General features: G+C 75.0%; 10 protein-coding genes. 5 read left to right on the forward strand and 5 right to left on the reverse strand.

Features of this window, described 5'->3' with window-relative positions; genetic code table 11:
• Positions 1 to 41: 41 nt before the first annotated feature.
• Entirely contained in the window at positions 42 to 1,055 is a 1,014-nt protein-coding gene (locus AAEM63_RS05485) for an L-lactate dehydrogenase (protein WP_341360622.1), read from the forward strand.
• Positions 1,056 to 1,064: 9 nt separating this feature from the next.
• Here AAEM63_RS05485 and lexA read toward each other — a convergent pair whose 3' ends face one another.
• Complete coding sequence (gene lexA, locus AAEM63_RS05490; RefSeq protein ID WP_341360623.1) at positions 1,065 to 1,751, reverse strand: transcriptional repressor LexA; 687 nt, start codon at positions 1,749 to 1,751, stop codon at positions 1,065 to 1,067.
• A gap of 196 nt (positions 1,752 to 1,947) precedes the next feature.
• On the opposite strand from lexA, the gene AAEM63_RS05495 reads away from it, so the two are divergent.
• On the forward strand, positions 1,948 to 2,442 hold the full coding sequence (locus AAEM63_RS05495; RefSeq protein WP_341360624.1) for a LysM peptidoglycan-binding domain-containing protein: 495 nt from the start codon (positions 1,948 to 1,950) through the stop codon (positions 2,440 to 2,442).
• A 173-nt stretch (positions 2,443 to 2,615) separates the two neighbouring features.
• Complete coding sequence (nrdR, locus tag AAEM63_RS05500) at positions 2,616 to 3,209, forward strand: transcriptional regulator NrdR (RefSeq protein ID WP_341360625.1); 594 nt, start codon at positions 2,616 to 2,618, stop codon at positions 3,207 to 3,209.
• A 97-nt stretch (positions 3,210 to 3,306) separates the two neighbouring features.
• On the opposite strand, the gene AAEM63_RS05505 is transcribed toward nrdR, so the two are convergent.
• The 4 genes from AAEM63_RS05505 to AAEM63_RS05520 all read right to left on the reverse strand — a co-directional run bounded on the left by AAEM63_RS05505 (position 3,307) and on the right by AAEM63_RS05520 (position 9,874).
• Positions 3,307 to 5,118, reverse strand: a complete 1,812-nt coding sequence (locus tag AAEM63_RS05505) for an AMP-binding protein (protein ID WP_341360626.1) — start codon at positions 5,116 to 5,118, stop codon at positions 3,307 to 3,309.
• A 73-nt stretch (positions 5,119 to 5,191) separates the two neighbouring features.
• Positions 5,192 to 6,226, reverse strand: a complete 1,035-nt coding sequence (locus tag AAEM63_RS05510) for an aldo/keto reductase (protein ID WP_341360627.1) — start codon at positions 6,224 to 6,226, stop codon at positions 5,192 to 5,194.
• 22 nt (positions 6,227 to 6,248) lie between these two features.
• Complete coding sequence (gene serA, locus AAEM63_RS05515) at positions 6,249 to 7,484, reverse strand: phosphoglycerate dehydrogenase (protein WP_341360628.1); 1,236 nt, start codon at positions 7,482 to 7,484, stop codon at positions 6,249 to 6,251.
• A 107-nt stretch (positions 7,485 to 7,591) separates the two neighbouring features.
• A complete protein-coding gene (locus AAEM63_RS05520; protein WP_341360629.1) occupies positions 7,592 to 9,874 on the reverse strand; it encodes an AAA family ATPase in 2,283 nt (760 codons plus the stop codon).
• A gap of 251 nt (positions 9,875 to 10,125) precedes the next feature.
• On the opposite strand from AAEM63_RS05520, the gene AAEM63_RS05525 reads away from it, so the two are divergent.
• Both AAEM63_RS05525 and AAEM63_RS05530 read left to right on the forward strand, forming a co-directional pair.
• Positions 10,126 to 11,055 (forward strand): PAC2 family protein, encoded by a 930-nt coding sequence (locus AAEM63_RS05525; protein ID WP_341360630.1) that lies wholly within the window; start codon positions 10,126 to 10,128, stop codon positions 11,053 to 11,055.
• 71 nt (positions 11,056 to 11,126) lie between these two features.
• Entirely contained in the window at positions 11,127 to 12,491 is a 1,365-nt protein-coding gene (locus AAEM63_RS05530; protein ID WP_341360631.1) for an MFS transporter, read from the forward strand.
• Positions 12,492 to 12,499 lie beyond the last annotated feature (8 nt).

Raw genomic sequence — 12,499 nt, forward strand, 5'->3', positions numbered from 1 at the left:
TCTTGCCCTGCACCGTCCGTACGCCGACCAGGAGGTCCCGGATGACCCAGCACGACGACGTCCCAGGCCGTCAGGAGCTGCTCGGCGGTGGGGGCCGGCACACCGAGCCCCGGCGCAGCAAGGTGGCCATCGTCGGCGCCGGTGCCGTCGGCTCGACCCTCGCCTACGCCTCGCTCCTGCGCGGGGCCGCGCGCGAGGTCGTCCTGTACGACCTCGACAAGGCCAAGGTCGAGGCCGAGGCGCTGGACATCGCCCACGGCATCCAGTTCACCCCGATGGGGACCGTCTCCGGCTCGGACGACATCGCGATCTGCGCCGACGCCGACGTCGTCGTCATCACGGCCGGCGCCAAGCAGCGGCCCGGGCAGTCCCGCCTGGACCTGGCCGGCGCCACGATCGACATCATGCGGGCGCTCGTCCCGCGGCTGGTCGAGGTCGCACCGGACGCGGTCTACATCATGGTCGCCAACCCCGTGGACATCGTGACGTACGCGGGCCTGAAGATCTCCGGCCTGCCCTCCGAGCAGTTCTTCGGGTCCGGGACCGTGCTGGACTCCTCGCGCCTGCGCTACCTCGTCGCCCGTGAGTGCGGCGTCGCGGTGCAGAACGTCCACGCCTACATCGCCGGGGAGCACGGCGACTCCGAGATCCCGCTGTGGAGCTCGGCGATGATCGGCGCCGTACCGCTGCTCCAGTGGGGCTTCACGGTCGACGGCGGGCTCCTCGACGAGGCCCGGCGCGCCCGCATCAGCGAGGAGGTGGTGGGGGCGGCGTACCGCATCATCGCGGGCAAGGGCGCCACCAACTACGCCGTCGGCCTGGCCGTGGTGCGCATCATCGAGGCGGTGCTGCGCGACGAGCACCGCGTGCTCTCGGTCTCCTCCCTCCTGGAGGACTACCTCGAGATCTCCGACGTCTGCATGTCGGTGCCCACGGTCGTCGGCCGGGCGGGCGTCGGGCGCCGCCTCGTGCCCGTGGTCACCGAGACCGAGCGGGCGGGGCTGCGCCGCAGCGCGGAGTCGATCCGGTCCGTGGCGCAGCGCTTCGGCTTCTGACCGGGGCGACTACAGGCTCCGCAGGACGGTGACGACCCGGCCGAGCACCTGGGCGTCATCCCCCGGGATCGGGGCGAACGCAGGGTTGTGCGGCAGCAGCCACACGTGCCCGTCGCGGTGCTGGAACGTCTTGACGGTCGCCTCGCCGTCGAGCATCGCCGCGACGATCTCCCCGTTCTCCGCCACCGGCTGACGGCGCACCACCACCCAGTCGCCGTCGCAGATCGCCGCGTCGATCATGGACTCCCCGACCACCTTGAGCATGAAGAGCTCGCCGTCGCCGACGAGCTGGCGCGGCAGCGGGAACACGTCCTCGACGGCCTGCTCGGCGAGGATGGGCCCGCCGGCGGCGATCCGGCCCACCACCGGGACGTAGGTGGGCGCGCCGGCACGCAGGCCGTCGCCGTCGGTCGGGCCGCCCGAGACCTCGCGGACCTCGTCCATGAGCTCCATCGCGCGTGGCCGGTTCGGGTCCCGCCGGACGTAGCCCTTGCGCTCGAGCACGCCCAGCTGGTGCTTGACCGACGACGGGCTGGTCAGGCCCACGGCCTCGCCGATCTCGCGCATGCTCGGCGGGTAGCCGTGCGCGTGCACCGCGGACCGGATGGTCTCGAGCACGCGGCGCTGTCGCTCGGTGAGGTCGCGCCCCGTCAGTGCGTGCGGGGTGGTGGTGCCGGTGTCCTCGGGTGTGCTCACGGCCGTGGTCCTTCCTGACCGCCGCCCAGGGCGGGCGACCGGCGATGTCAGTGGTCGGTGATGGGCTTCGTACCAGCAGCGTAGGAGCCCGGAGCGAGAATCTCAAACATCTGTTCGACGGTGTGTCGACATTCGTCCCGGACCGCACTACTGTGACGTACAGACGTTTGACGAACAGCAGTTCGAGGAGGACAAGATGAGCGCACTGGTGGCCCACCCGGCCTGGCAGCCGTCCCCGCAGGCCCGGCCACGGCCGGGGGTGTCGGCCGAGCCGCGGCGGCCTCGCCTCCAGCTGGTGGGGCCGGACTTCGTCCCGTCGCCGGCACGGTCCTCCGCCCCGGGCGCCGACCGCGGCCCGTCCGTGGCCGCGCGCCCTGCCGCGCGGCGGGCGGCGCCGCTGCGCCTCACGGCGCTCGGCCGGCGGGTCGTCGCGGCCCTCGCCCTCCTCGTGGCGCTCGGGCTCGCGCTCGTGCTGGGAACGGTCGCCGGGCAGGCGGTCTCCTCCGGCGCCGCGGCCGAGGCGGTGACCCACACCGTGGTGCCGGGGGAGACCCTGTGGGCAGTGGCCGGCTCGGCGGCCGAGCCGGGGCAGGACGTGCGCGACGTCGTCGCCGAGATCGTCCAGCTCAACGGCCTCGCCACGGAGGTCCTCGAGCCGGGTCAGGCCCTGCTCGTGCCGGCCGGCGGCTGACCCGGGGGTCGGCGGCCGACCCGCGGGCCGGTCGCGGGTGGCGGCAGGCGGCTGCGGCGCGTTTGCGCCGGACGGCCGCCGCGACCTACCGTTCCGAGCGGTCCCCGCGCGGGGACGGGCCGGGCGGTGCCGCCGTCCGGACCGGCCCTCGGGGGCCCGGTGAGGAGGCTCCGGTGCACTGTCCGTTCTGTCGTCATGCCGACTCCCGCGTGATCGACTCGCGCACCGCCGAGGACGGGATGTCCATCCGGCGTCGCCGTCAGTGCCCCAGCTGCGGACGACGCTTCACCACGCTCGAGACCTCGAGCCTCACGGTGGTCAAGCGCTCCGGCGCCACCGAGGCCTTCAGCCGGGACAAGGTCGTCGCGGGCGTGCGCAAGGCCTGCCAGGGACGCCCCGTCTCCGACGACGACCTGGCGCTCCTCGCCCAGCAGGTCGAGGAGGCGGTCCGGGCGAGCGGCAGCGCCCAGATCGACGCGCACGAGATCGGGCTGGCGATCCTCGGCCCGCTGCGGGACCTCGACGAGGTCGCGTACCTGCGCTTCGCCAGCGTCTACTCATCCTTCGCCTCCCTCGAGGACTTCGAGGCGGCCATCGGGGCGCTGCGCGCCGGGCACGACGCGTCCGGCACGGGGGATCCGGCGACGACGTCGGACGCCGGTGCGGCGGCTGCCGACGGTGCCGGCCGGACGGTGGCCGACGATGCCGGCCGGACGGTGGCCGACGGCGGCCCCGAAGACCAGGCGGGGCGGTCGGGGGTCCGCTAGCCTGGGTCTGCCGTCGAGTCCTCCGGGGCTCCGGCGCACCGGCAGCCGCCGGTGACGGCGGAGGGGAAGCCGCCGTCACCGGCGGCCGTCCTCGTTCTCAGCCTGCGGCCGGACCGCCACCGGGCTTCTCGCCGGAGCTCGCGCGCGTCTTCGCGCCGGACGTCTCGCCAGGCTCGTGGTCGCGTCCCCGCAGTGGTCCGGGCAGGTGGTCGGCGAGGTGCCCCTCGCGGACGTGCTCGCCCATCTCGCGGACGTGCACACCGACCTCGAGCAGGCGGTCCCGCACCGAGCGCCGCAGCACCTTGCCGAGCTGGGACCGCGGGAGCTCCTCCAGCACGGCGATCGAGCGAGGCATCGCGTACGCGGAGAGGCGTTCGCGTGTCCAGTGGCGGACCGCCTCGAGGTCGACGCTGGCACCGGGCTCGAGCACGAGGGCCGCCACGACGCTCTCGCCGCGGGAGGAGTCCGGCAGGCCGACGACCGCGACGTCGATGACGCCGGGCATCGACCGGACGGCGTCCTCGACCTGGGAGGGGTAGACGTTGAAGCCGCCGGAGATGATGAGCTCCTTGCGGCGGTCGGCCAGCACGTAGAAGCCGTCCGGGTCGCGCCGGACGAGGTCGCCGGTGCGCAGCCACCCGCCCTCGAGCATGACCTCCGCCGTCTCCTCGGGCTTGCCGTAGTACCCGGCAAAGACCTGCGGGCCCCGCACGATGAGCTCGCCGACCTCGCCGGCGGGCACGTCCCGGGTCGGCTCCTCCGGGTCGACCAGGCGGACCTCGGTGGAGGGGAAGGGCACGCCGAGGGCGCCCGGGCGCCGTGTCTCGTTGAAGGGGTTGCCCAGGATGACGGGGGAGCACTCGGTCATGCCGTACCCCTCGATGATGAGGCCTCCGGTGACCTCCTCCCACCGTCGGGCGACGTCGCCGTCCAGGGCCATGGCGCCGGAGATCGCGTAGCCGACCGATGACATGTCGGTGCCCCGCTCCCGCGCCGCGGTCGCCAGGCGGTCGAACATCGGGGGGACGCCGGGGAAGAAGGTCGCCGGGTGGCGGCGCATCGCGGAGAGCACCATGTCGACGTCGAAGCGCGGCAGGACGACCTGCGTGGCCCCCATGTCGACGGCGAAGGTCAGGCACAGGGTGAGACCGAAGGCGTGGAAGAACGGCAGGACGCCGTAGATGGTCTCCTCGCCCTCGCGCAGGCCCGCCACCCAGGCTCGGCCCTGCTCGGCGTTGGCCAGCAGGTTGCGGTGCGTGAGGGCGACCGCCTTGGGGGTGCCGGTCGTGCCGCCCGTGTGGAGGAGGACGGCGAGGTCCGCCGGTCCCGGCGCGGGGTGGTTGGCGGCCAGGGGGGTGGCGCCGCGCAGCTCGCGGTCCCAGCTGCGCACCCCTGCCGGCACCGGTCCGCGCATCGTCTCGCGCTGGGCCCGGGCCGCCGCGACGGGCAGCCTGAGGAGGAGCCGGGAGCGCAGGGGCAGCGCCGCGGTGAGGTCCACCGCGAAGACGGTCCGCCCCCCGCCGACGACGTTGCCGACGACCTTCTCCCACGCGATGACCACCCGGGCGCCGTGGCCCTCGAGCTGCTCGTGCAGCTCCGCGGCCGGCGCGAGAGGGTTGTGCTCGGCCACCACGGCGCCGAGCCGCAGCACGGCGTAGAACGCGACGACGTGCTGCGGGCAGTTGGGCAGCACGAGCGCCACGCGGTCGCCCGGCCCCACCCCGGCGGCCGCGAGGAGGCCCGCCGCCCGGCGGACCTGCTCGGCGAGCTCGGCGTAGGTGGTCGACCTGCCGAGGAAGTCCAGCGCCACCCGGTCGCCGTGACGCTGCGTCGCCCGGCGCAGCAGCTCGGCCACCCCGTGTTCGGGCACCGTGATCTCGGTCGGGGTGTCGGTACCCTGCGTCGCCATCAACGTCCTCCTCCGGTCGCGGGAACGGTCGGTCCCGCAGGTCAACCTACGCCGCCGTAGGTCGCGGCGCCCGTCACAGGTCCGACGATCGAGGTCCCCAGATGTTGACGCCCGCGTCGACCGCGTGGCCGTCGATCGCCGTGAGCTCGTCCGGCGAGAAGGCCGGTCCGTCGAGGGCCGCGACGGAGCTCTCGAGCTGGGCGGGGCTCGAGGCGCCGACGAGGGCCGTGGTCACCCGGGGGTCGCGCAGGACCCAGGCGATCGCCATCTGCGCCAGGGTCTGGCCGCGGGCCGCCGCGATCTCGTTCAGCGCCCGGACGTGGCCGAGGGTCTCCTCGGTGAGGAACTCCCGGCGGAAGGGCCCGCCGCGGGCGGCTCGCGAGTCCCCGGGGACGCCGTCGAGGTACTTGTCGGTGAGCAGGCCCTGGGCCAGCGGGGAGAAGACCACGGTGCCCAGCCCCGCCTCGCCGACGACGTCGAGCAGGCTGGGGTCGCCGTCCTCGACCCAGCGGTTGACCATCGAGTACGACGGCTGGTGCACGAGCAGGTCGAGACCGATCTCCGCGGCGACCGCCAGGGCCTGGACGGTGCGCTCGGCGGAGTAGGAGGAGATCCCCGCGTAGCGCGCCCGCCCCGACCGCACCGCCGTGAGCAGCGCCCCGAGCGTCTCGTGCAGGGGCGTCGTGGGGTCGAAGCGGTGGGAGTAGAAGATGTCGACGTGGTCCAGGCCCAGCCGGCCGAGCGACTGGTCGAGCGAGGCGAGGAGGTACTTGCGCGAGCCGCCCTCGCCGTAGGGACCGGGCCACTGCGTGTAGCCCGCCTTGGTGGAGATGACCAGCTCGTCGCGCAGGCCGGCCAGGTCGGTGGCGAGCAGCCGGCCGAGCGCCGCCTCGGCCGCGCCGGGCGGGGGCCCGTAGTTGTTGGCGAGGTCGAGGTGGGTGATGCCCAGGTCGACCGCGCGCCGGACGATCTCACGCTGGCCGGCCTCGGGCGTGCCCTCGCCGAAGTTCTGCCAGAGGCCCAGCGCGATCGCGGGCAGGTCCAGCCCGCTGCGGCCGCAGCGTCGGTAGGGCATCGCCTCGTAGCGCCCGGGCGCGGGGGTGAACATCCCCCGACCGTACTGCGAGGACTCAGTCGTCGTCGCGCCCGCGCTCGGCCTCCGGCCGCACCATCACGCGCAGGCGGATGGTGTCCTCCATCTGCCGCACGGCCTCGACGGCCTCGCGGGGGAGCTCGGAGCTGATGTCGGTGACGACGTAGCCGAGCTCGCCCATGGTGCCCAGGATCTGGCCCTCGATGTTGGCGCCGTGCTCGGCGAACGTCTGGTTGACCAGCGCCAGGACGCCGGGGGTGTTGCGGTGGAGGAACACCACGCGGTAGCGGGCGTTCTCCGAGGGCTCGAGGTGCAGCCGGGGGACGTTGACCGACAGGTCCGTCGAGCCGGTGCGGGCGTACTTGACGAGCTTGACGGCCACGAAGTGCCCGATGTTCTCCTGCGCCTCCTGGGTCGACCCGCCCACGTGCGGGGTGAGGATGACGTTGGGCAGGCCGCGCAGCGGGGAGTCGAAGGGGTCGCCGTTCTTCGCCGGCTCCTCGGGGAAGACGTCGACGGCGGCACCCGAGAGCGACCCGTCCAGGATCTTCTCCCGGAGCGTGTCGTAGTCGACGAGGAAGCCGCGCGAGAGGTTGAGGAAGCTCGCGCCGTGCTTCATCTGCTCGAACTGCTCGGCCCCGAACATCCCGGCGTTGCCGGCCCGCCCGTCGACGTGGAGGCTCACGACGTCGGCGACGGCCAGGAGCTCGGCCATCGACCCCATGCGCTGGGCGTTGCCCAGGGCCAGCTTCTCGGCGGTGTCGTGGAAGACGACCCGCATGCCCAGCGCCTCGGCGACGACCGAGAGCTGGGTGCCGATGTTGCCGTAGCCGATGATGCCCAGCGTCCGGCCGCGCACCTCGTGCGAGCCGGCTGCGGACTTGTCCCACACGCCGGCGTGCAGGGCGCGGTCGCGCACGGTCAGCCGGCGCGTGAGGGCGATGATCTCGCCCACGGCCAGCTCGACGACCGAGCGGGTGTTGGAGAACGGGGCGTTGAACACCGCGATGCCGCGCCGGGCCGCGCCGCGCAGGTCGATCTGGTTGGTCCCGATGCAGAAGGCGCCGACGGCGAGCAGGTCCGGCCGGGCGGCGAGCACCCGCTCGGTGACCTGCGTGCGCGAGCGGATGCCCAGCAGGCTCACGCCGTCGAGGGCGGCGATGAGCTCGTCCTCCTCGAGCGCGCCGGGGTGGCGCACGACCTCGTACCCGGCGGCGGCCAGGATCGGGTCGGCGTCGGGGTGCGGGTTCTCGAGGAGCAGTGCCTTGGCCACGGCGCCATCGTCCGCCCGTCTCGCGATCCGGAGCAAGTCCGTCCACTCCGTGGGCCGGGCGCCCTCGGCGCCGTGGCGCGTCGGGACGGGCGGCCGCCCAGGGGCGCTCAGCGCAGCCCGGCCGGCAGGTCCTCGGCGTGGACGACGTGGAGCCGGCGCGTCGGGCGCGTCATGGCGACGTAGAGGTCGCCGTGGCCGCCCGCACCGATCCGGCCCGGCTCCACGAGGACGACGACGTCGAACTCCAGACCCTTGGCCGCCACCGCGTCGACCACCACGACGCGGGCGTCGAGCGGGTCCCCGTCCGGCCCGCGCAGCGCCGCCGCCAGCGCGGGGTCCCCGGCGAGCGCCCGGACCACCAGCGACTCCTGCCCGCGGGGCACCAGCACGGCCACCCGGCCGCGGCCGGGGCCGTCGGTGCGGTCCAGCGCCGCGAGCTCCGCGCGCACGACGTCGGCCGCCGTGCCGGCGAGGTCCCTCGCCCGGGTGGTCACCAGCGAGCCGGGCAGGTCCCGCGCCGCGCGGACCGGGTAGGCCGGGGCCGCCCCGGCGGCGGTCATCACCGCCGTGGCCGCGTCCATCACCGTGGCCGGCGTCCGGTAGCTGATCGTGAGGACCGACTCCCGCACGTGCTCGCTGCCCGCGCCGCCGAGGACGTCCGCCCAGGACCGGGCGGGCCGGTGCCCGCTGCGCTGGGCGAGGTCGCCGACGACGGTCATCGAGCGCGAGGGGCACCGGCGCAGCAGCGAGCGCCACGCCATGGGGCTGAGCTCCTGCGCCTCGTCGACGACGATGTGGCCGTAGGTCCAGGACCGGTCGGCCGAGGCGCGCTCGGCCGTCGTCAGCCGCGGCCCGGTCGCCGCGAAGCGCTCGGCGAGCATCTCCGCGCTGACCATCCCCATCCCCAGCTCCTGGGAGCTGATCGCCTCCTGCGCGTAGCGCAGCTCGTCGGCCGCCTGCTGCCGCGCCTCGGCCCGGGCACGGGAGGCCTCGGCCTGCTGGTGGGGGCCCAGGAGCTCGGCGAGCTCGTCGAGGAGCGGCACGTCCGCGACCGTCCAGGCGGACCCGCGCTCGCGCGCCAGGAGGGCGCGGTCGGCGGCGCCCAGCCGGGGGGCGTGGCGGGCCAGCAGGTCCGGCCGGTCGTAGAGGCGCTCGAGCAGGCCGTGGGCCGTCGTCGGCATCCAGCACAGGTTGAGCGCGACACGCACGTCGCGTGCGCTGCGCACGTCCTCGAAGAGGTACGGCCGCTCCTCCGGGTCGTCCGCCCCGCGCGCCGCGGCGTACTGGCGGACGAGGACGTCGAGCATCGCCAGGGCGAAGGTGTCGCGCGCCTGGTTGTGGGGCAGCCCGGAGCGCCGGGCCCGGCCCATCGCGGTGCGCACGTCGGCGGGGTCGAGGCGCAGCCGCACGCCCTCCACGTCGAGCTCCTGGACCTGCTCGGGCACCCGCTGCAGCCCGCGCACGGCGCGGGCCAGGACGTCGGCCATGACGAGGCGGCCCTTGACGGCCGCGACCTCCTCGTCCTCGGCGGCGTCCGCCGTCGTGCCGGGCAGGAGGTCCGCCATCGTGGTGGCGACGACGTCGCTCTCGCCCAGGGAGGGCAGCACCTGGTCGATGTAGCGCAGGAACACCCGGGACGGCCCCACGAGGAGGACGCCGGACCGCTCCAGCCGCTGACGGTGGGCGTAGAGGAGGTAGGCGGTGCGGTGGAGCGCCACCGCGGTCTTGCCCGTGCCCGGCCCGCCCTGGACGACGAGGACGCCGTCGAGGGGGGAGCGGATCACGGCGTCCTGCTCGGCCTGGATGGTCGCGACGATGTCGCTCATGTGCCCCTCGCGGGCCGCGGACATCGCGGCGAAGAGCGCGCCCTCGCCGGTGAGGCCGTCGGCGACGTCGGCGTCGAGGTGGGCGTGGTCGAGCAGCTCGTCCTCGACCCCGACCACCGTGCGGGAGCGGGTCATGAGGTGCCGGCGCCGCACGACGTCGCCGGGGTGCGCGGCCGTGGCCTGGTAGAAGGGCTGGGCCGAGGGGGCGCGCCAGTCCACGAGGAGCTGGTCGTGCTCGGCGTCGGACATGCCGATGCGCCCGACGTAGCGGGGCTCCTCGCCGGCCCGCAGGTCCAGCCGGCCGAAGACCAGCCGGTTCTCGACGTGGTCGAGCCGGGCCACGGCGTCGGAGTAGTGGGCCGCGAACGCGTCGCGCTCGGAGCGGTTCTGCGGCGACCCCGACGGCCCCTCGCGCCGGACCTCCGCCAGCCGGGACCCGTAGGAGGCGCGCAGCTCGTCGAGGCGGGTGTACACGCGGTCGACGTAGGTCTGCTCCTCGCCGACGGCGGCCGCCACCGTGTCCTGGGCGGCGCCGGCCGGGTCGGGCGTGGGGGCCTGCTGCACGCGTGCTCCTTCTCCTCGTGCGCACCGGCGGTGCGGCTGACGTGCCGTCGGCACGGCCATCCATTATCCGTCCTCGGGACGGTCCGTGCAGGCATGTCCGGGCCGGACGTCCCGCGGACCCGGCTGGATCTGCGACGGACCTGCGCCACCTGCCGCGCGCGGCCGGTGCCGGTCCGCTCGCGGAATGCCCGGCGACACCGCAGTGTTGGCAGAGGTAGACCTCGACCCACCAGAACGAGAGGAGTCGGCCGATGCGCGACCCCCATGAGCTCTACACGCTGGCCGCCCGGCCGCAGGAGTCCACCCCCGTGCTCGTGCACGCCATGCGGGGCTCCCTCGACGCCGGGCACGCCGGCGCGCTGGTCTCGCGGCACCTCCTCGGCTCCCTCCAGGTCGAGCGGGTCGCCACCTTCGAGCCCGACGAGCTGGTCGACTACCGCTCGCGGCGCCCTGCCATGACCTTCGAGGACTGGCGGTTCACGGAGTACGACGAGCCGGTCATCGCGCTGGACCTCCTGCGCGACGACGAGGGCACCGCGCTGCTGCTCCTCCACGGCCCCGAGCCCGACCTGCAGTGGGACCGCTTCACCGCCGCGGTCGTCGGCCTCGTCGAGGACCTCGGCGTCGAGCGGACGATCGGCGTGCACGGCATCCCGATGGCGGTCCCGCACACCCGCCCGACGACGGTGACGTCGCACGCCAGCCGGAGCGGTCTCGTGGACACCCAGCGTCACTTCATGGGCACCGTCCAGGTGCCCGGCAACATCGCGGCCCTGCTGGAGCTCCGGCTCGGGCGGGCCGGGCACGACGCGCTGGGCTTCGCCGCGCACGTCCCGCACTACCTCGCCCAGGCCGAGTACCCCCTCGCGGCCGCCGAGCTCGTCCGGCAGATCGCGGCGCACGCCGGCCTCGCGCTGCCCGTGGGTGAGCTGGAGGCCGCAGCGGCCGAGACGGCCGCGCAGATCGAGGCACAGGTCTCGGCGTCGGCCGAGGTCGGCGCCGTCGTCCACGCGCTCGAGCAGCAGTACGACGCCTTCATGGAGGCCGCGGCCCAGCCGAACCAGAAGACCCTCCTCGCCGACCACGGGGACATGCCCACGGCCGAGCAGATCGGCGCCGAGCTGGAGGCGTTCCTCGCCGAGCACGCGGGCGGGCGTCCCGAGGACGACCCCGAGGCCTGAGAGCGCTGCGGCGCCGTCCCACGGCCCGGGCGGCGCGCCGGCGCCCGCCCCGGGCGGTGGACAATGGCCGCGTGCCGTCCCTCACCGCCCCCGCGCCCGCCCGCGCGGCCTACCTCGTGTGGGCGGCGGCCCTGGCGGTGTACGTCGTCGCCGTCACGGGGCGCACGTCCCTGGGCGTCGCCGGGCTCCAGGCCGCCGAGCGGTTCGACATCTCCGCCACCACGCTCTCGCTCTTCTCGGTCGTCCAGCTCGCGGTCTACGCCGCCGCGCAGGTGCCCGTCGGGATCCTGCTCGACCGGATCGGCAGCCGGACCGTGCTCGCGGCGGGGGCCCTCCTGCTCGCCGCCGGCCAGGTGATGCTCGCGGTCGTCGACACCCTTCCCCTCGCGCTCGCGGCCCGTGTGCTCGTCGGGGCCGGCGACGCGACCGCGTTCGTCTCGGTCCTGCGGCTGGTGCCGGCCTGGTTCCCCGCGCGCCGGGTGCCCCTGCTCAACCAGGTCACCGGCCTCGTCGGTGCCACCGGGCAGATCCTCTCGGCCGTGCCCTTCATGGCGCTCCTCCTCGCGGCGGGCTGGACCACCGCCTTCACCTCCCTCGCCGCCCTCGGCGTCCTCCTCGGCATCCTGGCCGCGGTCGTCGTCCGCGACCGTCCCGCCCGCGAGCGGGACACGGTCCAGCCCGTCGGCACCGGTTCGGAGGTCCCACCCGCCCCGGTGGACGTCCCGCCGCGGACCCGCGTCCCGATGCGTGCCGTGCTGCGCGAGCCGGGGACCTGGCTGGGGTTCTTCACCCACTTCGTCGGGCTCTTCCCGGCCAACACGTTCACGCTGCTGTGGGGCGTGCCGTTCCTCACGGCCGGGCAGGGCCTGAGCCCCGTCGCCGCGAGCACCCTGCTCACCGTCGCCGCCCTGTCGGGCATCGTCGTGGGACCGGTCACCGGGGAGCTGACGGCGCGCCACCCCCTGCGCCGCTCGTGGCTCGTGGCCGGGGCGGTCGCGGCGACGATCGCGGGCTGGGCCTCGGTGCTGGCGGCGAGCACGCCGCGCCCGGTCTGGCAGCTCGCCCTGCTCGTGGTGCTCCTCACCGTCTCCGCCACCGCGTCGAACGTGGGCTTCGACTTCGCGCGCACCTTCGTCCCGCCCGCGCGGCTGGGCACCGCCACGGGTCTGGTCAACGTCGGGGGGTTCGTCGCGTCCCTCATCTCCATCTACCTCGTCGGACTCGTCCTCGACCTCGTCCGGCCCGACGGCGACTACGTGCTCGACGACTTCCGCCTGGCGCTGAGCACCCAGGCCCTGGTGTGGGCGGTCGGCCTCACCGGCTTCGTCCTGGCGCGCCGGGCGACCCGGCGCCGCATGGCCGCGCGCGGCGTGGTCGTGCCCCCGGTGCGCGACGTCGTCGCCCGGATCCTCGCCGAGCGGCGCGACCGGTCCTGAGCGCCGGG

The organism is Georgenia sp. M64 (assembly GCF_038049925.1).
Classification (GTDB): Bacteria; Actinomycetota; Actinomycetes; order Actinomycetales; family Actinomycetaceae; genus Georgenia.

Coding starts and splice junctions, on each gene's coding strand:
- AAEM63_RS05485 (WP_341360622.1), top strand. CDS start 42: ATGACCCAGCACGACGACGTCCCAGGCCGTCAGGAGCTGCTCGGCGGT.
- AAEM63_RS05495 (WP_341360624.1), top strand. CDS start 1,948: ATGAGCGCACTGGTGGCCCACCCGGCCTGGCAGCCGTCCCCGCAGGCC.
- AAEM63_RS05505 (WP_341360626.1), bottom strand. CDS start 5,118: ATGGCGACGCAGGGTACCGACACCCCGACCGAGATCACGGTGCCCGAA.
- AAEM63_RS05510 (WP_341360627.1), bottom strand. CDS start 6,226: ATGTTCACCCCCGCGCCCGGGCGCTACGAGGCGATGCCCTACCGACGC.
- AAEM63_RS05525 (WP_341360630.1), top strand. CDS start 10,126: ATGCGCGACCCCCATGAGCTCTACACGCTGGCCGCCCGGCCGCAGGAG.